This window comes from Micromonospora sp. NPDC047740 (genome assembly GCF_043204735.1).
Classification (GTDB): domain Bacteria; phylum Actinomycetota; class Actinomycetes; order Mycobacteriales; family Micromonosporaceae; genus Micromonospora.
Genome location: NZ_JBIDCT010000012.1, coordinates 177503 through 199329 on the forward strand (window position 1 = coordinate 177503; position 21827 = coordinate 199329).

The following is a 21827-nucleotide window of genomic DNA, read 5'->3' on the forward strand; positions in this document are numbered from 1 at the left end:
AAGCAATGGTTGTGGCTGTTACCAAAGTTGTACCGTACCTACTCTTGGTGACCGTGAACCAGCAGCGAGTCCCGCGAAAGCGGACATACCTCATGTGCTCGCCCGAGCACTTCGCGGTCGAGTACGCGATCAACCCGTGGATGGACGTGACCGCGCCCGTCGACGCGGAGCTGGCGGTCAAGCAGTGGGACCGCCTGCGGGAGACGCTCGTCGGCCTCGGCCACGAGGTGCACCAGCTCAGCCCCGAGCGCGGGCTGCCGGACATGGTCTTCGCGGCCAACGGTGCCTTCGTGGTGGACGGGACGGTCTACGGCGCCCAGTTCAAGCACGAGCAGCGGGCCGCCGAGGCCGCCGCGCACCGGGCGTTCTACGAGGCGAACGGCTGGCGGTTCATCGCGCCGAGCGAGACCAACGAGGGCGAGGGTGACTTCGCGTACCTGCCGGACGCGCACGGCGGGCTGATCCTCGCCGGCCACGGCTTCCGCACCGAGCTGGCGGCGCACGCCGAGGCGCAGGAGGCACTCGACCGGCCGGTGGTCTCGCTGCGCCTGGTCGACCCGCGCTTCTACCACCTGGACGTGGCGCTCGCCTCGATCGACGACGAGAACATCGTCTACTACCCGGGCGCCTTCTCCGCGGCCAGCCAGAAGGTGCTCGCCCAGCTCTTCCCGGACGCGGTGCTCGCTGACGACTCCGATGCCCTGGCCTTCGGCCTCAACCTGGTCAGCGACGGGCTGAACGTCGTGCTGAACAGCGAGGCGACCCGGCTGGCCGGCAAGCTCAAGGCGGCCGGCTACCACCCGGTGCCGGTCGAGCTGGCCGAGCTGAAGAAGGGCGGCGGCAGCGTGAAGTGCTGCATCGCCGAGCTGCGCCACTGACGCGCACCGGACACCGAGCACGGAAACGGGCGGCCTCCCCGCGGGGAGGCCGCCCGTTCGGCGTACGAGGGGTCAGCCGAGTGTGGCCAGCTCGGTGATCACGACGTTCGACAGCATCCGGCCGTCGAGCTGGACCTTCCGCAGGTACCACTTCTGCTGCGGGGTACGCGGCTGGTTGAACTGCCAGGGCCCGCGCGGGCTGTCGATCTGGCCGATCTTGCCGAGCGCCAGGTTGACCTGCTGCGGAGTCGGGTCCCCGCCGGCCAGCCGGATCGCCTTGTCCAGCACCTGCGCGGCGTCGTACGAGGCCATCGCGTAGGTGGTCGGCGAGGTGTTGTGCGCCTTCCGGTAGGCCGAGGAGAACACCCGGTTGGCGGTGTTGTTCAGATCGGCCGAGTAGTTGAGCACGGTCTCGATGCCGTGCTTCACGATCAGCGCCCGCTGCGCGCCGAGTTCCCCGTCGTCCAACTGGCTGAGCACGGCGCCCTCGGTGAGGAAGCCGGGGGCGTAGATTGGGCCCCGGTAGCCCTCGGCGTAGAGCTGCTTGATGAACTGCACCGCCTGCGTACCCGCGTAGTGGCAGAGGATCGCGTCGGGCCACTTGTTGTTCTTCAGCGCCTTGTGGATCGCACCGGAGAAGACCGTCTTGCCCAGCTCGGCCTTGTCCGGGGTGAGAATTTCGCCGTCGATCGGCCGGCGGCCCTCTTCGTAGTAGCCGCGCCGGAAGCCGTCGATGACGTCCTTGCTGCTCGAGTTCGACGGGGCGAAGACCGCGATCCGGCTGGACTTGTCCAGCGACTCCCGCAGGTACCGGCCGAGCGCCTCGCCCGGCTCGTCGAGCACGTACGACGTACGCCAGATGTAGACGACGCTCTGCAGGCTGGCCGGGGACGCGTTGGAGCCGACCAGCGGGACCCGGGCCTGCTCGACGGCGTCCCGGATGCCGGACATGACGGCGGAGCTGACCACGCCGGTGAGCGCGATCACACCCTCCTTGAGCAGCCGGTCGACGGCGGCCTGGCCGCTTTTGGCGTTCTCGCCCTCCTCGGCCTGCACCACCGTGACCGGGTGCCCGCCGAGCTCCTGGTCGTTGAGGCTCAGGAAGAGCTGGAAACCGTTGACGATCTCGTCACCGATGGCCTTGTTCGGGCCGCTTCCCGGCACGATGAGCCCGATCTTGATCGGGCTGCCCGGAGTGCTCGTACCTTCGGTGTCGGAGCCGCAGGCCGCCGCCAGCCCGGTGGTACCCAGCGCGGCCAGCAGTTGAAGGGCCCGCCTGCGGTTCATCTACGACACCGATTCCTTCCCGAAAGGGCTGCCAGGACGCACGCCCCCTCGGGCGTTCTACCTGCTTGGCGACGCTGCGTCAATGGCAGGAAGATCATCGTGTAACGACCGCAACCTGTCGATTACCTGCGGCCATGCCGCCGACTCCGGGTCGATGAGCCCGAAGTGCTCGCATTCCGCCAGCTCAACCAGGGTGGCGGGGGTGTTGGCGGCGCGGGCCGCAGCAACCCAGGAGCGGCTGATCCCGACCGGGACCTGGCGGTCCAGTGTGCCGTGCATCACTACGGTCCGTGCTCGGATCGGTACCAATGCCGATGGATCCGCTGCCGCGTACCGGTCGGGCACGTCGGCCGGGCCGCCGCCGAGCAGCGCGGCCACCGCACCACCGTCCAGGTCCAGCCGGTACGCCTCGGCGAGGTCCGCCACCGGGGCCAGCGCGAGCACGCCGCCGACCGTGCCCGGGGCGTGCGCGGCCACGTACAGCGCCAGGTGCCCGCCCGCCGAGTGGCCGACCAGGATCGGTGGGACGGGCGCCACCAGGCCGGGCAGCGCCGCGGCGGCCAGCCCGGGCAGCGCGGCCACCCCGGACAGCACATCGGTGAGGGTGTGCGGCCAGCCTCCGTCCGGCTGGCCGGTGCGCCGGTACTCGAGCTGGGCGACCGGGTGGCCGAGCGCCGCCAGCGCGGCGGCCATCGGGCCGGTGTGGGTGCGGTCGTACTCGGCCCGCCAGAAGCCGCCGTGCACCACCACGACCAGCCGCCGGGCCGGGCCGTCGCCGGCCGGTCGACGCAGGTCGGCGAGCTGGTCCGGGTGGTCGCCGTAGGCGACCGTGACGTCCGGCGGCGGAGCCGGCCGGGTCAGCACGGCGCGCGGGTCTGCGGGCATGACGGCGACGGTAGCGCGTCCCGGTCGGGTGGCTCCGGTCCGGTAGCCGATCCCGGCGCGCGCCGACGACTGCGGCTGGGTAAAGATGGGTCCCATGACCGAAGCGCGTTCCGCCGGACAGAACGACGAACAGGACAACGACGGCATCCCCGGCACCGTGGTGGTGGTCGGGCCGGACGGCCGACCGGTCGGCACGGTGCAGACCGACGAGGGGCAGGGCGAGGACCCGACCCGCCTGGTCGAGCAACCGGCCAAGGTGATGCGGATCGGCAGCATGATCAAGCAGCTGCTGGAGGAGGTCAAGGCGGCCCCCCTCGACGACGCCAGCCGGCACCGGATGCGCGAGATCCACGAGCGGTCGATCGTCGAGCTGAAGGAGGGCCTCGCCCCCGAGCTGCGCGAGGAACTCGAGCGGATCTCGCTGCCCTTCGCCGAGGACAAGGCACCCAGCGAGAGTGAGCTGCGAATCGCCCACGCCCAGCTGGTCGGCTGGCTGGAGGGGCTGTTCCACGGCATCCAGGCCGCCCTGGTCGCCCAGCAGATGGCCGCCCGGGTGCAGCTGGAGCAGATGCGCTCCGGGCGGGCCGCGCTGCCCAGCGGCCCCGGCGGGGTGGCCCCGGGGATGCCGGGCATGCCGCCGACCAACGAGGGGCATGCCCCCGGCCAGTACCTCTGACCGGCCGGGGCGCGTCCGCGCCCCGGCCCGCTCAGCCCACCCCGAAGACCTGCTCCAGGTACGCAGCCACCCCGTCGGCCGAGTTCGGGCCGGTCACCTCGTCGGCGATCTCCAGCACGGCGGGGTGCGCGTTGGCGACCGCCGCTGCCCGGCCGGCCCAGGTCAGCATCGGTACGTCGTTCGGCATGTCCCCGAAGGCGAGCACGTCCCGCTCGTCGACGCCGAGCCGGGCGGCGTACCAGGCCAGGCCGGCCGCCTTGGTCACCCCGGCGGCGGAGATCTCCACCAAGCCGCTGTACGAGGAGTGGGTCGCCTCGGCCAGCCCTTCCAGGGCGGCGGCCACCACCCGTACGAAGACGTCCGGGTCCTGCTCGCCGGCCCGGGCGAGCAGCTTCACCGCGGGAGCCGCCAGCAGTTCCTCCGGCGACTCCACCGCCCGGATCGCCTCGACGTCGGCGTCCCAGCGCAGCGGATAGTGCATCTCGTGCCGCATCTGCCGGCTGTTCACGATCTCCACCGCGAGGCTCACCTCGGGTACCGCGGCGCGCAGCCGGCGGGCCACCTCGGCGAGCAGTTCGGGCGCGAGCGGGTCGGCTCGGAGCACCTCGTCGGTGGCCGGGTCGTAGACCACCGCGCCGTTCGCGCAGATTGCCGGCAGTGGCTCGGCGAGCTGGTCGTACACGAGTTGGAGCCAGCGGATCGGGCGGCCGGTGACCAGTACGACCGGCGTGCCCGCCGCGGCGATCCGGGCCAGCACGTCGGCGGTGCGTGGGCTGAGCGTCCGATCGTCGCGCAGCAGCGTGCCGTCGATGTCGGTGGCGATCAGCCGAGGTACCTCTCCCATCACCGGGAGAGTAGCCGGTCCAGGTAGACCGCGACGCCGTCGTCGTCGTTGCGCAGGGTGATCTCGTCGGCCGCCGCGCGGACCTCCGGGTGGGCGTTGGCGACCGCCACCCGCCCCCAGCCGGCCCACGCGAACATCGGCAGGTCGTTCGGCTGGTCCCCGAAGACCAGCACCTCGGCCGGGTCGACGCCGAGCCGCTCGGCGATCACGCTCAGCCCGGTCGACTTGTCCACGCCGGGCGGGCAGATCTCGATGAAGCCGAGGCCGGCCTGGGTGAGCGTGGCCAGCTCCGGCGGGACGATCCGGCGGGCCATCGCCAGCAACTCGTCCACGTGGTGGTCGGCGGTCCGGGCGAACGCCTTGATCACGTCGCAGGAGAGGCACTCCGCACGGCTGCGCGCCTCGAACCGGTCCTGGTACGGCCAGCTTGCGTGGTAGTCGCCCCAGAGCGGCGCATCGTGCTCGTCGGATGCCTCCACCATGACGGTCAGCGGCCCGACCGCGGCCTCCAGGTCGGCGACGATCCGGGCGAGCACGGCACCGGAGAGCCGCTCGTCCCGCAGCACCAGCGGGCCCGCCGGGTCGCTCTGGTCGACCACGCGGCCGCCGCCGGCCATCACCAGGAAGTCGGCGGCGCGGATGTCGTTGCGGGTCAGCTCGGTCAGCCGCGGTCCGCGGCCGGTCGCGCCGACCACCGGGATCCCCGCGGCCCGCACCCGGTCGAGCACCCCGTGGGTGTACGCCGAGACGGTGTCGTCGCTCCGGACGAGCGTGCCGTCGAGGTCGGTGGCGATCAGCTTGGGCAGTCCCGGGCGGGTCATCGTTCCTCCTTCGCCCGCCGCCGTCACGCCGGCCGTCCTGGTCCTCGATGCCGCGGCCGCTGGACGGCGGGCAGCAACCGTATCTCGCGGAACGGGGCCCAACCATGGCTTTTCGGCGAATCGGGCACCAACCCACGACGGACGTCAGGTGTCCGACGTCCGGGCACGCCCGGGCGTGCCGATCCCGCCGACCCGGGCCGGCGGTTCGGGACGACCGCACCGGTTCCGGACGTTTAATGCGGCAGTTCGGGGCGGGCGAACGGGGTGGTGGGCTGGACCGTCAGGTCGGCCGGCGCGGGCAGTTCATCGTCGGCCGACCGGCGCCGGCCGCGATCTGCCGGCGGTGACCCGGCACCCGGCAGGTCCTCCCGCTCCGGCGTCGCGGCCACGGCCCGGCCGGACAGGTGCAGCGCGGCGGCGAACAGCACGGTGGCCACGAAGGCGGTGACCAGGCCGCGCCCGTAGTCGACCCGGAAGCCGTCCTCGGGCGAGTAGAAGAGGGTGCGCTGACCCGAGTCGTTCAGGGTGACGGCGGCGGCGGTCAACAGGGCGAACACGGCCGCCGCGAGGCCGAGGCCGGCCACCCGGGCGTTCTGCCGCGCCGCACCGGTGCCGCGCAGCGCGAGCGCCACCGCGCCGGCCAGACCGAGCAGCCCCACCAGGTAGCCCACCCCGAAGCCGCCCACGTCCCCCACCCCGCCCGGCACCCGGATCATGGTGTTTCCCTCCGGGCCACCGTTCGGGATGGTCATCACCAACCACTCACCGATCAGCGAGGCGACGGCGGCCACCGCGCCGAGCCCGGCGAGCACCGGCGGCAGGCGGTGGTCGCGAGCCAGTCCGGCCAGGGACCAGCCGAGCCGGCCGGCGGGCGGCACACTCTCGTCGGCACCCCACTCCACGATGGTCGTGCCGTCGGACCGGTGGTCCTGCCTGGGGATGGGGAGATCCTGGGACATGGGCACCCTTCCGCGTGCGCGGGCCTGCGTCGAATCATGACACAGCCGACGCGCGGCGACGGGGACCGCGAGTCGGCGTCCGGCTCGTCACTGGCCGGTGCGGCGCCGTCCGGTTTCGGTTAGCGTCGGTGGCATGCCTATCCGTACCGCTTCCGCACGCTGGCAGGGCAACCTCACCGAAGGGGCCGGCACGGTCCGCACCGGCAAGGGTGGCCTGACCGGCAACTACTCCTTCAAGTCGCGTTTCGAGGAGGGCGAGGGGACCAACCCCGAGGAGCTGATCGGCGCAGCGCACGCCGGCTGCTTCTCGATGGCCCTCTCCAAGCAGCTCGCCGACGCGGGCGCGACCGACACCTCGGTGGAGACCACCGCCAAGGTGCACTTCGACAAGACCGACGCGGGGATGACCGTCACCCGGATCGACCTGGAGACCGTCGGCCAGGTCCCGGGCATGGACGAGGCCCAGTTCGGCAAGCTGGCCGAGGCGGCCAAGGAGAACTGCCCGATCTCCCGGCTGCTCTCCCCGGGCGCGCAGATCACCCTCAACGCCCGCCTGGCATCCTGACCCACCGTCGCGCCGCCCGGAGCCGGGCGGAGACCGCAGATCTTGAGGCGTGGGTCCGGGCGGCGCGGTGGGGGAGAATGGGCGGGTGGCCGTGGAGATGAGCCGTGAGCGGTTCGAGGAGCTGGTCGGCGAAGCCCTCGACGAGGTGCCCGAGGAGTTGCTCGGGCTGATGAGCAACGTGGTCATCCTGGTCGAGGACAACCCACCACCCGGCGAGGACCTGCTCGGTCTCTACGAGGGGCACGCGCTGACCGAACGGGGCTGGGACTACTCCGGCGTCCTGCCGGACCGCATCCTCATCTACCGGAACCCGATCCTGGGCATCTGTGACACCGAGGAGGACGTGGTGGACGAAGTCGCGGTGACCGTGGTCCACGAGATCGCCCACCACTTCGGCATCGACGACGAGCGGCTGCACGCCCTCGGCTGGGCCTGACCGGACGCGCCGCCCGCTCCGCTCGGCCGATCCCCGGTGTTGCGCGGTTCCCCTAATCTGCGGGCAGGCACATCCCGATGCAGGAGGAAACCCATGCGCAGCGCGCTGTTCTCCGCGGAGAACCTTGAGAAGGAGTCGCAGCAGCCGGGCATGCGGCTGCAGAACTCCAAGATGCTGAAGATCGAGCTGAACGGCGAGGCGATGGCCCGGGTCGGGTCCATGGTCGCCTACCAGGGGCAGGTGCAGTTCCAGGCGCTCGGCTCCGGCGGCATCGGCAAGTTCATCAAGCAGCGACTCACCGGTGAGGGCGTCCCGCTGATGAAGCTCACCGGCCGGGGCGACGTCTTCCTCGCCGACCTCGCCAAGGACGTACACATCATCGACCTGGAGCCCGGCGACGCCCTGTCGATCAACGGATCCAGCGTGCTCGCCTTCGACTCCACGCTGAGCTACGACATCAAGATGGTCAGCGGCATGGGCTTCGCCGCCTCCGGCCTGTTCAACTGCGTCTTCACCGGCCACGGCCGGATCGCCGTCACCACCGAGGGCACCCCGGTGGTGCTCAACGTGGACGCCCCGACCTACGTCGACCCGCAGGCCGCGGTCTGCTGGTCGGCCAACCTGCAGACCGGCTACCACCGGGCCGAGCAGCTCGGCCTCGGCACGCTGATCGGCCGCCGCACCGGTGAGGCGTTCACGATGAGCTTCGCCGGTCAGGGCTTCGTCGTGGTTCAGCCGTCGGAGGAGCGGCCGGTGCCGGGCAGCGGTGCCCAGCAGGAGCAGGGCGGCCTGCTCGGCGGGCTGCTGCAGTGACCGTCGGGTGCGTGGGACGCCGGTCCGGGTGTCCCGCGCACCGTCAGCTCAGCTCCCCCGCGCGCAGGCGGGACAGCCAGGCCGCCGCGTCGGCGTAGTCGGCGTCGGAGAGGCCGGCCGGGGCAGGGACCGGGCGGTCGCTCACCGCCGCGGTCCAGCGGTGCCGGGGGTACGACCCGAGAAAGCGCACGCCGGCACAGACGCGGTGCAGCCCCTGCAACGCCTCGCCGAGGCGCACGTCGGCGACATGCCCGGTGCAGTCGAGGAAGAAGACGTACCGGCCGAGCGCCTCGCCGGTCGGGCGCGACTCGATCCGGGTCATGTTCACCCCGCGTACGGCCAGCTCCATGAGCACCGAGAGCAGCGCGCCGACCCGGTCATGGGCGATGTAGATCGCCAGCGACGTGACGTCGTCGCCGGTGGGCGGCGGGGGTGGGCCCGGGCGGGACACCAGCGCGAATCGGGTCACCGCGTCCGGGTGGTCGGCGATCTTGTCGGCGAGCACGGCCAGCCGGTGCCGGGTCGCGCCGATCGGGGCACTGATGGCCGCGTCGTACTCGCCGGCGGCCGCGCCCGCCGCGGCGGCACCGTTGGAGAGCACGTCGATCACGGTCGCGTCGGGCAGGTGGTCGCGCAGCCAGCCCCGGCACTGGGTGGACGCCTGCGGGTGTGCCGCCACGCTGCGCACCTCGGCCAGCGAGGCCCCGGGCCGGGCCGCGAGCACGAACTCCACCGGCAGGATCACCTCGCGGGTGATCACCAGCGGCTCGCCCTCGGCCAGCTCGTCAAGGGTCACCCCGACCGCGCCGCCGATCGAGTTCTCCAGCGGCACCAGTGCCGCGTCCGCCTCCCCGGCCCGTACGGCGTCCAGCGCCTCGCCGACGCTGCGGGCCGGCGTACGGCTGCCGCGCTCGGCGGCGGGCACAGTACGCAGCGCCTGCTCGGCGAAGGTGCCCTCGGGACCCAGGTAGACGAAGCGGGTCGGCGGTGTTCCCGGCATGGCGACCAGCCTACGCACCAGGCGTGCCGTCGCAGGCCAGGGTGCGGATACCGGATGGGGCGATCGTGCGCACCTCGACGCCGCAGACGTCCGTCCCGGCGGTCACCAGCTCCAGGTCGGTGGGTTTGCCCCGGGTCACGACCTGGAGTTCCTCGTGCCCGGTCACCTGCAGCACCGTGTACTGCCATCCTTCGGCGCAGAGCGGCCCGGTCCGGACCGTGACCCGGACGTCGCGGGACAGCACCCGGGCCGGCCCGCGCAGCAGCGACACCACCCGGTCGCCGGAGGGGCCGGAGCGGCAGGGCGTCGCGGCCTGGCCGGTGGGGGTGGGGGCGAGCGTGGCCGGAGCGCTCGGCGTCCCGGTCGGCGAGGTCGGGGTGGGTACGCCGGTGGCGGTCGGGACGGGGGCGGTGGGGGTGGTCGACTGCCGCAGCTCCGGCGGAGCGCCGCAGGCGCCGAGCAGCAGCGCGACCAGGACGGCCGGGATCGCCGGCAGGGTGAGCCGCGCCGCCGGGGCGGTCAGTGGGCGGCGGGTGGAGGTGCTGGGTGCGGTGGGGGGCACGGTCCGATCCTCGGCACGACGGACGTCATTGCGGCCGGCTGGCCGAGCCCATCGTAGGAGGATCTTCCGACCGGGTGAAGGTCACGCGTGGAACCGGTGCCCGGCCCGCTCCAGCGCGCTCGTGGCCTCGGCCAGCCGCACCGCGGGCACCAGCACGTGGTCGGTGTCGTACGTGGAGAAGGCCACCACGTTGACCCGGGCCCGCGCGAGCGGGTCGACCAGCGCGGCGAGGGTGCCGGTGACCGGCGCGTCCTGCGGGCCGACCAGGCGCAGGCAGCGCCAGTCGGTCTCGACGTCCGCGTGATCGGGCACCCGGCCGGTCGGGCAGATCAGCGAGATCCCGTCGGCCGTCCAGCTCACCGTCACCACGTCGGCGGCACCCAGGTCGCTCCAGACCTGTGGCGGCAGCGTGGTGCCGGCCGGCAGGCGGCACACGGCGTACTCGCCGGGCAACAGAGCGACATCGAGCATGATGGCACCTTACGGCCTCGGTGGGGCCGGCCCCAGCGTCGGCCGGTGCGGCGAAGGCCACATCGCCGCAGGTCAGACCGCCGAGAAGAAGGTCAACGAGCCGGCCACCTCGCCCTCGGCGAGCACCGGCGTGGAGATGGCGTCCACCGTGGTGCCGGCGTCGGCTCCGGGGCCCTGGACCCGGAGCAGGCCCCGGGCCAGCCGGCCGGAGTGCAGGGCGAGCAGCGGCGGGATCTTGTCGGTCTCCTGCTCGGTCAGCTCGCTCGGCTGGGCGCTGAAGTCGACCAGGCGCAGCCCGCCCTCCAGCAGCGGCCGTCCGATCACGTCCTCCGGCGCACCGAGACAGAGCAGGTCGCAGCCCGCCAAGGAGATCGCCACCACGGTGGTGTCGGCGTCGATCAACAGGCACGGCTCGGCGGCCCGGGAGACCGTGCCGGACCACTGGCCGAAGTTGTCGAACTCCTGCTCGGTCGGTGTCCCCGCCGCGGGCACGAGCACTTCCGAGAGCGAGAGTTCGACGTGGGCCACCGCGCCTCCTATGCACACCGACGGTCTGTCCACGCTAGCCGGTCGTCACGACGACCGCCCGACCGCGCTGGATCCTCCGGCCGCCGGTGCCGCTCGGCTGCGGCGGAGCCGTGGGACAGGTGTCGGTGCGAAGAGTGCCCAATGTCGGGCGGCCGGCGACGGCGCGGGCCGACGGAACCACCGGGGCGGGTCCGTGGGCCGCGTGGCGTCGCCGGAGACGTTACCGGCGGGCGGCCCGCTTGTCAGCGGCCGTTCGGCCCTCGTCGTACCACCGGTAGTCGGCTGCTGGACGGTACGTGCCGTTGAGCCACGTCGACGGGTGCTGGGCGACCCGGGAGAGCTTCTCGGCGGTGGCCGGGCTGATCCGGTTGCCGGCCGCCACGAGCAGCCGGTCCAGCTCCCGGTGGGTGGCCATGAGGCAGTCCTTCGGCAGGCCGTAGACGCTGATCACCCCGGAGCCGACGAAGGTCAGCACCGGGGTGACCGGGATGGGCAGGCCGACCGCCTCGGAGAGCGCCTTGCTGGCCCGCTTGGCGTCCCGCCGGGCCTCGGCCACATAGGGCGGACGCTTGCCGTTGATCTGCACCACGTCGCCGGCGACGAGCACGCGGGCCCGGCCGTGGTCGGCGATGGTGACCGCGAAGAGACCGCTCGGCCCGATGGCGAGGAACCCGGCCCGCTCGTCCTGACCGCGATCGAGGAGCACGTCCGCGACGTCCGTCCGGGGCCACTCGATGACGTGCCAGGCCGGACCGAGGTGGTTGAGCTGGCCGAGCGCACGGGCCCCGGCCGCCTCCAGCCGGCGGGCGCCCCGCTCGGCCCGGCGGCGACGGGCCCACTCGAGTGGTGTCGGTCGGGCCGGCTCGAGCACCGGGGTGGCCTCGACCCGGGGCGGTGGCACCGCCACGGGTGGCAGGGCCCGGGCGGGTACGGCTTGACGAGCGGGAAAGACAGTCATCGCGACCTCCGGCAAAAGGTCCCTCGAAGTTACGTCTTCACTACCCTACGTTGCGGACCCCGGTGGTCGGCAAGTTGGAGCACCGGAATGAGTGCGGATGAATGCCATATTCATTCACACTTCTTTTCCGGATGGTGCGGAAGCCCTGCCCTACGCTGCGAAGGTGACCCACTACGTGGACAGCGAGGTCGCCCGGCTCGGCACCGTGCTGCTGCACCCGCCCCGGGCCGGAACTCGCCCGGCTCACGCCGCGCAACAACGACTCGTTGCTCTTCGACGCTATCCCATGGGTGGGCCGGGCGCAGGAGGAGCATGACGCGTTCGCGGCCGCGCTGCGCGCCCGGGGCGTGGAGGTGCTCTACCTGTCGGCGCTGCTGGCCGAGACGCTCGCCCTGCCGGACGCCCGGGCGGAACTCACCGAACTGGTGCTGCGCTCGCCCCGGCTGGGCGACACGCTGCGCCGGCGAGTCGCCGACCATCTCGGATACCTCGACCCGGCCGCCCTGGCCGACGTGCTCATCGCCGGGCTCGCCCACGAGGAGCTGCGGATCGGCCGGGACCGGCCGGGCGGTCTGGTCTGGACACTGATGGACCGGCACGACTTCGTCATCGACCCGTTGCCCAACCTGCTCTTCACCCGGGACTCCTCGGTCTGGATCGGGGACCGGGTCGGGGTGACCAGTCTGGCCATGCCCGCGCGGCGGCGGGAGAGCGGGCTGACCGACGCCATCTACCGGCACCATCCGCGCTTCGCCGGTACGCGGTTCGTCTACCACGCCGAGCTGGAGCACCTGGAGGGTGGCGACGTGCTGCTGCTCGCGCCCGGCGTGCTCGCCGTGGGAGTGGGCGAGCGGACCACCCCGGCCGGGGCGGAACGCCTGGCCCGGCAGGTCTTCGCCGCCGGCCTGGCCCACACCATCCTGGTCGTCCCGATCGCCCAGGAGCGGGCGACCATGCACCTGGACACCGTCTGCACGATGGTCGACGTGGACGCCGTGCTGATGTACCCGAACATCGCCAGCTCGCTGTCGGCGTACACGGTCATCGCCGGGGTGGACGGCGACGAGCCGCGGGTCGACGGCCCGGCGCCGTTCCTGCGCGCCGCCGCCGACGCGATGGACCTCGACCAGCTCCGGGTGATCGACACCGGCCTCGACCCGGTCACCGCCGAGCGGGAACAGTGGGACGACGGCAACAACACCCTCGCCCTCGCGCCCCGGCTCTGCGTGGGCTACGAGCGGAACGTGGAGACCAACGCCCAACTGGAACGGGCCGGCATCGAGGTGATCGCCATCGCCGGCTCCGAGCTGGGTTCCGGCCGGGGCGGGCCGCGCTGCATGTCCTGCCCGCTGGTCCGCGAGCCGCTGCGCCGCTGACGACGACGGGCCCCGGTCGACACCGGGGCCCGTCGAGCGAAGGATCGGGTCAGCGCAGGGTGAGCTGGCGGCCGAGGAGGCCCTGGCGGGCCCGGCGCCCGGCGGCGTCCAGCGGCGCCTGCTCCTCCAGCGCCTCGGCGTACCGCTTGGCGAACTCGGTCACCGGCTCCTCCCACTCGGCGGCCGGGACCTCCTCGGGCAGGTCCCAGACCGGCACCAGGCGGCCGTGCGCCCGGAACATGCCGGCGAACCGGGTGCGTTCGCCGAGGGCCAGCGTGCCGGCAACGCTCAGCCGGGACAGCGCGTCCAGCGCCGTGTCCTCGTCGTCCGACAGGACCCAGCGCACGTGCGCCTTCTCCGGCACCTGGCACCAGTACGCGGCCCGCGCCGCCGCCAGCTTCACCGTCGGGTAGACCGCCGCGTTGGCCCGCTCCAGGGACGCCTGCACGGTCGGGTCGTCGGCCGCCCCCGGGTCGAGCCAGAACTCGAACCCGTCGTGCATGGTGATCTCCAGCGGGCCGTCGACCAGGATGTCCTGGAGGCGGGGGCCCGGACCGGGCAGCGGCGGCACCGCCACCTGGCCGCCCGGTTCGGTACGCAGCGCGCAGAGCAGCGCGTCGGCCAGGTCCCGGGAGACGTCGCCGGACTGCTGGTGCCGCTGGAGCCCGATGAAGACCCGTCCGTCCGGCTTGGTCATCGCCGGGGCGGCCATCGGCAGCACGGTGGCCAGGGTGACCGGTCGGTCGCCGTACTCCTCGACCAGCTCGGGGGTCAGCCGCAGCGGCGCGGAGGCGGCCGGGACCAGCTCACGCAGGGCGATCCACTCCGGCTCGTCGGCCAGCCCCTCGAACGGTCGGGGCACGAAGACGTCGCGCACCTTCTCCCGCTTCGGGGTGACTTCGGCGGCCCGCTGGCTCTTTCGACGCTTGCTCACGCGCCCGCCTCGCTTCGCTCCGCGGCCGCATGAGCCTCCGCGGCACTGCGCCTGATGATTCGCTCGCTGCGCTCGCTCATGGCGACACAGCCTAGATGCCGGAGAAGACCGGTGGGCGCAGGACCCACCCCTCCCGGGGGCCCCGCTCAGCCGGCGATGGCCAGGCCCGGCTGGGCAGCGACGGCCGGGTCGAACTCGGCCCAGACGCTCTGCCCGAGGCCGTCCCGCTCGACGCCCCAGCGACTGGACAGGCCGGCGACGATGTGCAGGCCGCGCCCGTCGATCGCGTCCGGGGTGGCCGCCCGGAGCAGCGGGCCCGAGGCGGAGCCGCCGTCGGTGACCCGGAGCTGCACGCAACGGCCGTTGGCCGTCGGCCGCAGCCGCCAGGCCACCCGGACCACGCCGCCGGGCAGCGGGTCGGCGTGCCGGACGGCGTTGCCCACCAGCTCGGCGAGGACCGCGACCAGGTCGGCCAGCAGGACCGGGGGGACGACGTCGGCCAACTCGCTGGCGAGCCGATGCCGGGCCAGGCGTGCACCGGTGGCGTGATGGGGCACCACCACGCACCACGACCGTTCGGCCGAACCCGTCGACACCGTGTTCCTTCCACCCCCCACTGCGCCCGGGTCACCCCCGGGGCAGCCGCACCTCTGCGACCGTACCCCCACCGGCCCTCGGTCGGAGGGATACCCATCCATTCTGTTGTTCAACGATCTGGCGGACGAGATACAGCCCCAGTCCGGCCCCCGGGTAGCGCCGGCGGTCACCGGACTCCCCCTGCCAGAACCGGTCGAACGCCCGTTCCACGTGTTCCGGCAGGATGCCGATGCCCCGGTCGGCGACCCGGAAGGCGACCATCCGGCCGCTCGCCTCGGCGGACACCTCGATCGGGGTGTCCGGCAGCGAGTACTTCCCGGCGTTGGTGCTCAGCTCGGTGAGCACGGTGGCCAGGCTGTGCCGGTCACCGAGCGCCTTGGGCAGGTCGACCGGCAGGGCGAGGACGATCCGGTGCCGGACGTCCGCCGGCAGGTCGGACACCGCGGCCCGCAGCGCGTCGGCGAGGTCGAACGGCGCGGCCGGCTCCCCGCCGGGCCGGCTCTCGGTGGCGGCGGTGAGCAACCGGTCGACCAGCCGGGCCAGCTCGTTGGCCCGCTGCCCGATGATCCGGGCGGCGTGCCGCCGGTCGTCGTCGCTGAGCGACTCCCAGTGGTCGGTGAGGGTGTCCGCGTACCCCTTGATCACGGTGACCGGGGTGCGCAGCTCGTGGCTGGTCACCGCGACGAAGAGGTCCCGGTCGTGGTCGCGGCGTTGCTGGTCGGTGATGTCGCGGAAGGTGACCACCCGCAGCGTGCCGGGGCCGGGCAGCTCCCCGGAGGTGATCCGCAGCCAGCGGCCGTCCGGCATCCGGTGGTCGAGCACTTGTCCGGGCGGGGGGAGCGGGAACGGGAGCGGACGGTTCAGCGCGTCGGCGGGCGGGTGGCCCGTCACCTGGGCGGCCGCCGGGTTCCAGAGCCGTACGTGGTGTTCCCGGTCCACCACGGCCAGGCCGTCGGCGAGCGCCGCCACCACCGGGCCGTCGCCGTGCACCGGCAGGCCGGTCTGGTCGCCGTACATGTGGGCGATGCAGGAGGCGATGTAGCCGAGGACGGCGTGGTGGGAGTCGTCGAGCGCGGCGTCGGCCGGGTAGAGGGCGTGCAGGCTGCCCACGGTGTGGCCGCCGACCTCGGCCCGCGCCGCGATCATCCGGCGCAGGCCCCGCCCGGCCACCTCGTCGGCGAGCGCGCTCGGGATCCGGTCGACGCGGACCTCGCGTACCGAGGGGCCGGTGAGGAGGCAGACGGTGGCCGGGTCGGTGGCCGGCAGCGGGCGGCCGATGAGCGACTCTGCGGTGCCGGTCGCCGCGATCACCCGGCCGCCGGCGGGGGCGAACTCCACGAAGGCCAGGCTGGCCGCGCCGACGGCGGGCTGGACCACCCCGAGCAGCCGGGTGAGCACCGGCAGGCCGGACTGACCCGAGTTGATCATCTTGAGCACGCTGTCGTGGCCGGCGATGAGGGCGGCGTAGTCGGTTCGCTCCGGCATGTCCCGAGTGTGCCGCGCCGACCGGTCCGGGAACACCCCTCGCCCGGGCGGGCGGGATCGCGGTGGGGCGGCGCGACCCGGCTCAACGGCCCAGCCGGGCCAGCGCTTGGGCGGGCCGGTCGGTGATCACGCCGTCCACCCCGGCGGACAGCACGAGTTCCAGGTCCGCCGGCTCGTTCACCGTCCAGACGTAGACCTGGTTGCCGGCGGCCCGCAGCGCGGGGACGAGCTGTGGCCGGGCTCGGACCAGGCCGATCCCCGGGCCGGCGATCCGGGTGCCGAACGGCAGCCGACCCAGCCGCAGCCAGCGCGGGAGCACCTCCAGCAGCAGCACGGTGGGCAGGCCGGGCGCGAGGTCGCGGATCCGGCGTACGGCGAGCGCCGAGAAGGACATCACGGTGACCCGGACCCGATCGTCCGGTCCCGGGTCGGCCAGGCCGTACCGGCGCAGCAGGCCGACCAGCCGGCGTTCCACGTCCCCGCCGTACCGGGAGGGGTGCTTGGTCTCGATCAGCAGCCGGACCGGCCGGCCGGCGGCCAGCACGGCGTCGAGCAGCCGTTCCAGGGTGAGCAGCCGGGTGTGCGACTCGTCGAGCGGTTCGTCCCCTTCGGCCGCCATCCCACCGGGATGCCAGGAACCGAAGTCCAGCAGCTCCAGCTCGGCGAGCGTACGCGCGCTGACCAGCCCGTGACCGTTGCTGGTCCGGTCCAGCCGGCGATCGTGCACGCAGACCAGATGGCCGTCCCGGGTCAGCCGGACGTCGCACTCCAGCCCGTCGGCGCCCTCGTCGAGCGCGCGCAGGTACGCGGCGAGGGTGTGCTCGGGCAGGTCGTACGAGGACCCGCGGTGCGCGAACACCAGGGGCGTGGTCATGCCTCCCGACTCCTCAGGCGACCCGGCCCGGCTGCCCGTCGTCGGTGACCACCGGGCGGCCAGCGGCGGCCCAGTCGCCCATCCCGCCCTCGACGTTGCGCACCTGGTCCCAGCCGTTGCGCAGGAGGTACGCGACGACCTGCGCGGACCTCCCGCCGGAGCGGCAGATCACCGCCACCTCGCGGTCGTCCGGCACTTCGGTCAGCCGGCCGGGCAGCTCGGTCATCGGCAGGTGGTGGGCGGCGGGCGCGTGGCCGGCGGCCCACTCGTCGTCCTCCCGGACGTCGAGCAGGTAGGTGTCGTCGGGCACGGCCGACGCGGGCACGCTGGGAACCTGGGGTCCGAACACGGCTACCTAGCCTAGACGGCGATTCCGCTCAGAGCCGGTTGACCCAACGGGGATTCGCCCCGGCCCATTCCGGCATCCGGGTGTCCCGCACCGCGTCGAAGAGGCCGTTGCCGCCGTTGTCCAGCACCACGTAGGAGACCTCGCCGATGGTCTGCGGATACGAGGGCACCTGCACGCCGTGCAGCGCGTCCGGGGGCAGCGACCGGAGCGCGAAGAGCAGGTCCTCCAGCGGTACGCCGTTCGTGTCCACGGTCAGCGCGCCGCCGACCGCCCGGATCACCCGATCCAGCTGCACCGGGTCGTTGCGCAGGTGCGTCTCGCCGGCCTTGTCGAGCACCGCGCGGAGCATCTGCTGCTGGTGGCGCTGCCGGTCGTAGTCGCCGTCGGGCAGGTCGTAGCGCTGGCGGACGTAGTCCAGGGTCCGGGCGCCGTCCATCTGCTGGCAGCCGGGGGTGAACAGGGTCCTGGTGTGGATCGAGCGGACCTCGGTGTCGACGCACATCCGGATCCCGCCGAGCAGGTCGATGACCTGCTTGAAACCGGAGAAGTCGACCAGCGCGGCGCCGTCGAAGCGCAGGCCGGTGAGCTGGCCCAGGGTGGCGGAGAGCAGTCGGGCGCCGGCCTCACCGCCGCCGCCGTGCTCGTACGCCGCGTTGACCTTGTCCTGGCCGCCGCCGTAGCCGGGCGCCGCCGGGATGGCGACCAGCAGGTCGCGCGGGATGGAGATCAGGTACGCCTGCCGCATCCCGGCCGGGACGTGCACGATCAGGATGCTGTCCGAGCGCTGGTCCTCGGGATTGGCACCGGGCCGGTGGTCGGAGCCGATCAGCAGGTAGTTGAGCCCGCGGGACAGGTCGGTACGCGGCTGCCGGGCAGCCGGGGCGAGCAGTTGCTGCTTTTCCACCGTGTGGTCGTACCGGTTGGTGAGCCAGTGCAGCCCCGCCACGGCGAGCGTGGCGAGCAGCACCAGGGCGAGGCCGGCGCCGAGGAGGAACCGGGGCCAGCGGACGGGTCGACCCCGCCCGCGCCTGGTCCGTCCTGGCCTGAACGTGACAGCCCTCCCCCGCAGCCCTGACGTGAGACCCGCTCACCTCAGGCTACGGGGCCGGAGCCCCGGCGGTGGCCGCTTTCGCCGCAGCCACCGCGGGTCAGGCTCACTTCCGGGTGGAGAGGACCTCCGGGTTCGCGGCGACGAAGTCGGCGAGCTTGTCCTCCTTGACCGCCTTGAACATGTTCAGGCTGAGCGGGCTGAGCACCTCGTACTTCTTGTCCGCCGAGGAGTTGTAGGTGCCGGCGTTCGTGCGCAGGGTGACCAGGTCGTTGCCGCTGAGGCCCTTGAGGGTGAAGATGAAGTCCTCGATCTTCACGCCGCCGGTGTCCAGCATGAGCGACTCGCCGGCCGCCTTGATCAGATGGTTCAGCTTGATCGGGTTGGTCAGCATGCCGCTCTCGGTGGCCTTCTTCGCCATCGCCTTGATCAGCTGCTGCTGGTTCTGCTGCCGGTCGTAGTCGCTGTTCGGCAGGCCGTAGCGCTGGCGGGCGAAGTCGAGGGCCTCCCAGCCCTCCATCTCCTTGCAGCCCTTCTTGTGCACCACCGGCGTCATCGGCTTGCCGAGCTTCTCGGCGTCCGAGTTCCACCTCGGCCTGCCGTCGACGTACGACATGTGGATCGACTTGACTTCGTGGCTGACGCAGATCCGGACGGTGCCGAGCGCGTCGATGACCTTCTTGAAGCCGCCGAAGTTGATGATCGCCGCGCCGTCGAAGCTGATTCCGCTCATCTGCTTGATGGTCTTGGCCATCAACTGCGCGCCGCCCTCCCAGCCGCCACCGTTCTGCGCGCCGAAGAAGAAGGCCGCGTTGATCTTGTCGGTGCCGTGCCCCGGGATCTCCGCCTCGGTGTCCCGCGGGATGGAGATCAGGTACGCCTGGTCGTGGCTGGCCGGGATGTGCAGGATGATGATGCTGTCCGACCGGACGTTGGCGGCGTCCCAGCTCGCCCGGGCGTCGACGCCGAGCAGCAGCATGTCGATCGGGCCGTCCAGGTTCTTGCCGCCCTCGGCCTCGCTCTTGCCCGCGTCGCCGAGCAGGCTGCCCTGCTTGATGTTGCTGGTGGCCTGGCCGATCACCGCCTTGCTGCCGACAATCGCGACGCCGCTGGTCATCATCAGCACCGCGCCGAAGATCAGCGTAAGTCGGGCCCAGAGCGGGTCCTTGCGCTTGGTCCGCCGCTTCCGGTTGCCGGGACCGCGACCGCCCGGACCGGGCTGGGTGGGGATATTTGGCGGCATCCGCCCGGGTGCGCCGGGATCCAGTGACGGAGGGCGACGGCTGGTCTGGACCGGCATACCTGCTCCAGCTCGATGATCGGGTTGACCGCGCCATTCTACGGATCGCATGTCAGTCGGGCGACCCTGCGCGGCAGGCAATTTCCCCCGGACGTCGCAGCGCACTCGCTCGACTGATACTCAAGGATGAGAGTCGTTGCGGCCGAGCGGTCAGTGACTCAAAGTCTACGGTGGGCAGCCAGCGAAATGTGGGCGGTATTGGGGCCCTGCGGGCCGGGAGCTGTGGTGGCAGAAGGCCAATCCTGGTCGGGTCCCGGCGCCGGTGGCGGCCAGGACCCGACCGACGTGTGTCAGGCGACAGGAAGCTTGATGGTGGTGCCGCAGGATGATGACGAGTCGATGCGGATCCCGTTGGTGATCCCGTAGTAGCCGACATCGTAGATCGTGTTTGGCGTGCCGGCGGGCATACACCGCACGAGCCCGGTGGTGTACCGGATGAAGACCACGTCGTCGTTCCGACTGTTCACGCCGTAGACGACGTCGACGCCGTCCGATACCGGTTGGAAGGTCGAGGTCACGACCTGGTAGCGGTGCATCATGGCCTTGTTGGTGTCGTAGAGGCAGGTGTACGGATAGGGGCAGCTGAGGGCGGCAGCCTCGGCGGGTGCGGCGGTCGCAGTCACCGCGGCCCCGGACATCAAGGCACCAGCCGCCACTGCCCGAAATGCCTTCCGCAATCTGTTTGCCATCGGTTCTCCTGTTCCCCGTTATGGCAGGCCCGCTCACCGGTACGGAAATGCGTTGTGCGGCCCGTCGAACCGCTGTTGGCCATTCCGAAGCGAGTCCTGCTGATCATCAATCTCCGCGATCGGGACGCGTCGATCCTAAGATGATCTTCGGTGAAGGTCAATGCCTTCGGACGCTTCGTGATTCGGCGCCATCGATGTGCTGCTGGCGGTGGTTGCCGGGAAACGGGATCAGTTGCCGGTGGTGTCGCCCGGCTGGTTGGCCTTCACCCACTGCGTCATCGTGTCCGACGCGATGGCCTGGTACATGGCCAGCGCCTTCTCCCGGTCGGAGACCACCACCGACTGGCCGTCGATGGTCTGGCCGCCGAGGTTCGGGCTGGTGATGAAGGTCAGGTTCTCGCCTCGCAGGTTCCGGAACTCCAACGCCATGTCGGTCAACGAGAAACCCTGGTCGACGGTGACTGCGGCGGTCACCGCCTTGAGGAAGTCGTTCAGCTTCTTCGGGTTGGTCAGGGTGCCGGTGCTGGCCGCCTTGTCCATCAGCGCCTTGAGGAACTCCTGCTGGTGGCGCATCCGGGCGAAGTCGCCCTCGGGGAACTGCTTGCGCTGCCGCACCCAGTCGAGGGCCTCGGCGCCGTTCATGTGGTTCACGCCCTTGGTGAACTTCCGGTACGGCTTGTGGATCGAGGTGATCGTCCGCTCCACCTTCAAGTCGACCCCGCCGAGTGCGTCGGTGACCTCCTTGAACCCGGCGAAGTCGATCGCCATGACGTGGTCGATCCGCACGTCGGTGAAGCACTCCACGGTCTTCACCGCGAGCGGCAGGCCGCCGAACGCGAACGCCGCGTTCACCTTGTTGCGCTGGCCGGAGTCGCAGGACGCGCCCGCGTTCTGTGGGATCGGCACGTACAGGTCGCGGGGGATGGAGACCAGGTAGGCCGTCTTGTGGTCGGCCGGGATGTGCATGAGGATCATGGTGTCCGCGCGCCACTCGCCGGCCTTGTCCATCGGCGCGTCCGGATCCCGGGAGTCGGTGCCGGCCATCAGGATGTTGAGGGCCCCGTCGACCTTCTTGGCGGGTCGTCCGCCGGTGATCGCCGAGAAGGGGTCGGTGCGGGCCAGATCGTTGTCGAGATTGCGCGCGTAGAGCCAGGCACCCGCGCCGCCGAGCAGCGCCAGCACCAGCACCGCGACGCCCGCCACCAGGCCGATGCGCCCCCAGCGCGGGCGCGGGCCGGGCCGGCGCGGAGCGCCGGGACCGCCCGGGCCGCCCGGCCCGGCGGGTCCACCGGGGCTGCCGGGTCCGCCGGAGCGAGGCTGCTCCTCGTCGTACGACGGGTACCGGCTGGCGTCGGTCGGGCGGGCGCGCCCGGTGGTGCTCCGACCGGGGCCGGGCACCTGGGCGCGCCCCGCGCTCCGACTGACGTACGGGAAGGGATCGTCGGCAGACGTGGTCGCTGACATGTACCGAGGGTAGGTCGGTGGCGCCAGT

Annotated in this window: 24 protein-coding genes and 1 pseudogene; 6 read left to right on the top strand and 19 right to left on the bottom strand. The window is 72.2% G+C overall.

Going from position 1 to position 21827, the window contains the following annotated elements; translation table 11 throughout:
- The first annotated feature begins 44 nt into the window (after nt 1-44).
- Nucleotides 45-878 carry a dimethylargininase gene (gene ddaH, locus ACGF4F_RS23035; protein WP_357434374.1) on the top strand — a complete coding sequence of 278 codons (834 nt, stop codon included), beginning with the start codon at nt 45-47 and terminating at the stop codon, nt 876-878.
- Nucleotides 879-950: 72 nt separating this feature from the next.
- On the opposite strand, the gene ACGF4F_RS23040 is transcribed toward ddaH, so the two are convergent.
- Nucleotides 951-2165 (bottom strand): ABC transporter substrate-binding protein, encoded by a 1215-nt coding sequence (locus tag ACGF4F_RS23040; protein WP_393080130.1) that lies wholly within the window; start codon nt 2163-2165, stop codon nt 951-953.
- 57 nt (nt 2166-2222) lie between these two features.
- The gene (locus ACGF4F_RS23045; protein WP_393080133.1) at nt 2223-3050 is read right to left on the bottom strand and encodes an alpha/beta hydrolase family protein; all 828 of its coding nucleotides are present in this window, start codon (nt 3048-3050) and stop codon (nt 2223-2225) included.
- An 85-nt stretch (nt 3051-3135) separates the two neighbouring features.
- Between ACGF4F_RS23045 and ACGF4F_RS23050 the strand changes: the two genes are divergently transcribed.
- Nucleotides 3136-3726: a bacterial proteasome activator family protein gene (locus ACGF4F_RS23050; RefSeq protein ID WP_393080136.1), complete on the top strand. Its 591-nt coding sequence runs from the start codon at nt 3136-3138 to the stop codon at nt 3724-3726.
- 31 nt (nt 3727-3757) lie between these two features.
- On the opposite strand, the gene ACGF4F_RS23055 is transcribed toward ACGF4F_RS23050, so the two are convergent.
- The 3 genes from ACGF4F_RS23055 to ACGF4F_RS23065 form a co-directional block, all read right to left on the bottom strand.
- Nucleotides 3758-4570, bottom strand: coding sequence for an HAD family hydrolase (locus ACGF4F_RS23055; RefSeq protein ID WP_393080139.1), 813 nt, complete (start codon nt 4568-4570; stop codon nt 3758-3760).
- Complete coding sequence (locus ACGF4F_RS23060; protein ID WP_357434369.1) at nt 4570-5391, bottom strand: HAD family hydrolase; 822 nt, start codon at nt 5389-5391, stop codon at nt 4570-4572. Before ACGF4F_RS23060 ends, ACGF4F_RS23055 begins: the two co-directional genes overlap by 1 nt.
- Before the next feature lie 233 nt (nt 5392-5624).
- On the bottom strand, nt 5625-6350 hold the full coding sequence (locus tag ACGF4F_RS23065) for a hypothetical protein (protein ID WP_393080143.1): 726 nt from the start codon (nt 6348-6350) through the stop codon (nt 5625-5627).
- A gap of 133 nt (nt 6351-6483) precedes the next feature.
- Here ACGF4F_RS23065 and ACGF4F_RS23070 point away from each other — a divergent pair, with 133 nt between their 5' ends.
- From ACGF4F_RS23070 to ACGF4F_RS23080, 3 genes are all read left to right on the top strand, one after another.
- On the top strand, nt 6484-6915 hold the full coding sequence (locus tag ACGF4F_RS23070) for an OsmC family protein (protein WP_350932250.1): 432 nt from the start codon (nt 6484-6486) through the stop codon (nt 6913-6915).
- Between the two features lie 91 nt (nt 6916-7006).
- Complete coding sequence (locus tag ACGF4F_RS23075) at nt 7007-7351, top strand: metallopeptidase family protein (protein WP_198940440.1); 345 nt, start codon at nt 7007-7009, stop codon at nt 7349-7351.
- Nucleotides 7352-7444: 93 nt separating this feature from the next.
- Nucleotides 7445-8164, top strand: coding sequence for an AIM24 family protein (locus ACGF4F_RS23080; RefSeq protein ID WP_357434367.1), 720 nt, complete (start codon nt 7445-7447; stop codon nt 8162-8164).
- Between the two features lie 43 nt (nt 8165-8207).
- Here the strand turns inward: ACGF4F_RS23080 and pheA are convergent, their stop codons facing one another.
- The 5 genes from pheA to ACGF4F_RS23105 form a co-directional block, all read right to left on the bottom strand.
- Nucleotides 8208-9164 (bottom strand): prephenate dehydratase, encoded by a 957-nt coding sequence (gene pheA, locus ACGF4F_RS23085; RefSeq protein ID WP_387421589.1) that lies wholly within the window; start codon nt 9162-9164, stop codon nt 8208-8210.
- Between the two features lie 10 nt (nt 9165-9174).
- A complete protein-coding gene (locus tag ACGF4F_RS23090; protein ID WP_393080251.1) occupies nt 9175-9687 on the bottom strand; it encodes a hypothetical protein in 513 nt (170 codons plus the stop codon).
- A 120-nt stretch (nt 9688-9807) separates the two neighbouring features.
- Entirely contained in the window at nt 9808-10197 is a 390-nt protein-coding gene (locus ACGF4F_RS23095; protein ID WP_387421587.1) for an ACT domain-containing protein, read from the bottom strand.
- Nucleotides 10198-10269: 72 nt separating this feature from the next.
- Nucleotides 10270-10725, bottom strand: coding sequence for a hypothetical protein (locus ACGF4F_RS23100; RefSeq protein WP_073837027.1), 456 nt, complete (start codon nt 10723-10725; stop codon nt 10270-10272).
- A 220-nt stretch (nt 10726-10945) separates the two neighbouring features.
- Complete coding sequence (locus ACGF4F_RS23105) at nt 10946-11683, bottom strand: hypothetical protein (RefSeq protein ID WP_357434364.1); 738 nt, start codon at nt 11681-11683, stop codon at nt 10946-10948.
- Between the two features lie 163 nt (nt 11684-11846).
- Here ACGF4F_RS23105 and ACGF4F_RS23110 point away from each other — a divergent pair.
- A pseudogene (locus ACGF4F_RS23110) lies at nt 11847-13059 on the top strand (arginine deiminase).
- A 49-nt stretch (nt 13060-13108) separates the two neighbouring features.
- On the opposite strand, the gene ACGF4F_RS23115 reads toward ACGF4F_RS23110, so the two are convergent.
- The 9 genes from ACGF4F_RS23115 to ACGF4F_RS23155 all read right to left on the bottom strand — a co-directional run bounded on the left by ACGF4F_RS23115 (nt 13109) and on the right by ACGF4F_RS23155 (nt 21799).
- Nucleotides 13109-13993, bottom strand: a complete 885-nt coding sequence (locus ACGF4F_RS23115) for a DUF5926 family protein (protein ID WP_393080150.1) — start codon at nt 13991-13993, stop codon at nt 13109-13111.
- Nucleotides 13994-14139: 146 nt separating this feature from the next.
- Nucleotides 14140-14589, bottom strand: a complete 450-nt coding sequence (locus tag ACGF4F_RS23120; protein ID WP_387421583.1) for an ATP-binding protein — start codon at nt 14587-14589, stop codon at nt 14140-14142.
- 31 nt (nt 14590-14620) lie between these two features.
- Nucleotides 14621-16075, bottom strand: coding sequence for an ATP-binding protein (locus ACGF4F_RS23125; RefSeq protein WP_393080154.1), 1455 nt, complete (start codon nt 16073-16075; stop codon nt 14621-14623).
- 82 nt (nt 16076-16157) lie between these two features.
- A complete protein-coding gene (locus ACGF4F_RS23130; RefSeq protein WP_393080157.1) occupies nt 16158-16949 on the bottom strand; it encodes a glycerophosphodiester phosphodiesterase in 792 nt (263 codons plus the stop codon).
- A 13-nt stretch (nt 16950-16962) separates the two neighbouring features.
- On the bottom strand, nt 16963-17298 hold the full coding sequence (locus tag ACGF4F_RS23135) for a rhodanese-like domain-containing protein (protein WP_357434359.1): 336 nt from the start codon (nt 17296-17298) through the stop codon (nt 16963-16965).
- A gap of 28 nt (nt 17299-17326) precedes the next feature.
- A complete protein-coding gene (locus ACGF4F_RS23140; RefSeq protein WP_393080160.1) occupies nt 17327-18265 on the bottom strand; it encodes an LCP family protein in 939 nt (312 codons plus the stop codon).
- Nucleotides 18266-18452: 187 nt separating this feature from the next.
- A complete protein-coding gene (locus tag ACGF4F_RS23145; protein ID WP_393080163.1) occupies nt 18453-19646 on the bottom strand; it encodes an LCP family protein in 1194 nt (397 codons plus the stop codon).
- Between the two features lie 290 nt (nt 19647-19936).
- Nucleotides 19937-20284 (bottom strand): hypothetical protein, encoded by a 348-nt coding sequence (locus ACGF4F_RS23150; RefSeq protein WP_393080166.1) that lies wholly within the window; start codon nt 20282-20284, stop codon nt 19937-19939.
- Nucleotides 20285-20563: 279 nt separating this feature from the next.
- The gene (locus ACGF4F_RS23155) at nt 20564-21799 is read right to left on the bottom strand and encodes an LCP family protein (protein WP_393080170.1); all 1236 of its coding nucleotides are present in this window, start codon (nt 21797-21799) and stop codon (nt 20564-20566) included.
- Nucleotides 21800-21827 lie beyond the last annotated feature (28 nt).

Bases quoted from the DNA above. Each gene is read 5' to 3' on its own strand.
- ACGF4F_RS23125 (WP_393080154.1), bottom strand. From the start codon at position 16,075: ATGCCGGAGCGAACCGACTACGCCGCCCTCATCGCCGGCCACGACAGC.
- pheA (WP_387421589.1), bottom strand. From the start codon at position 9,164: ATGCCGGGAACACCGCCGACCCGCTTCGTCTACCTGGGTCCCGAGGGC.
- ACGF4F_RS23155 (WP_393080170.1), bottom strand. From the start codon at position 21,799: ATGTCAGCGACCACGTCTGCCGACGATCCCTTCCCGTACGTCAGTCGG.
- ACGF4F_RS23045 (WP_393080133.1), bottom strand. From the start codon at position 3,050: ATGCCCGCAGACCCGCGCGCCGTGCTGACCCGGCCGGCTCCGCCGCCG.
- ACGF4F_RS23055 (WP_393080139.1), bottom strand. From the start codon at position 4,570: ATGGGAGAGGTACCTCGGCTGATCGCCACCGACATCGACGGCACGCTG.
- ACGF4F_RS23145 (WP_393080163.1), bottom strand. From the start codon at position 19,646: ATGCCGGTCCAGACCAGCCGTCGCCCTCCGTCACTGGATCCCGGCGCA.
- ACGF4F_RS23080 (WP_357434367.1), top strand. From the start codon at position 7,445: ATGCGCAGCGCGCTGTTCTCCGCGGAGAACCTTGAGAAGGAGTCGCAG.
- ACGF4F_RS23105 (WP_357434364.1), bottom strand. From the start codon at position 11,683: ATGACTGTCTTTCCCGCTCGTCAAGCCGTACCCGCCCGGGCCCTGCCA.
- ACGF4F_RS23040 (WP_393080130.1), bottom strand. From the start codon at position 2,165: ATGAACCGCAGGCGGGCCCTTCAACTGCTGGCCGCGCTGGGTACCACC.
- ACGF4F_RS23065 (WP_393080143.1), bottom strand. From the start codon at position 6,350: ATGTCCCAGGATCTCCCCATCCCCAGGCAGGACCACCGGTCCGACGGC.
- ACGF4F_RS23150 (WP_393080166.1), bottom strand. From the start codon at position 20,284: ATGTCCGGGGCCGCGGTGACTGCGACCGCCGCACCCGCCGAGGCTGCC.
- ACGF4F_RS23130 (WP_393080157.1), bottom strand. From the start codon at position 16,949: ATGACCACGCCCCTGGTGTTCGCGCACCGCGGGTCCTCGTACGACCTG.
- ACGF4F_RS23095 (WP_387421587.1), bottom strand. From the start codon at position 10,197: ATGCTCGATGTCGCTCTGTTGCCCGGCGAGTACGCCGTGTGCCGCCTG.
- ACGF4F_RS23070 (WP_350932250.1), top strand. From the start codon at position 6,484: ATGCCTATCCGTACCGCTTCCGCACGCTGGCAGGGCAACCTCACCGAA.
- ACGF4F_RS23060 (WP_357434369.1), bottom strand. From the start codon at position 5,391: ATGACCCGCCCGGGACTGCCCAAGCTGATCGCCACCGACCTCGACGGC.
- ACGF4F_RS23050 (WP_393080136.1), top strand. From the start codon at position 3,136: ATGGGTCCCATGACCGAAGCGCGTTCCGCCGGACAGAACGACGAACAG.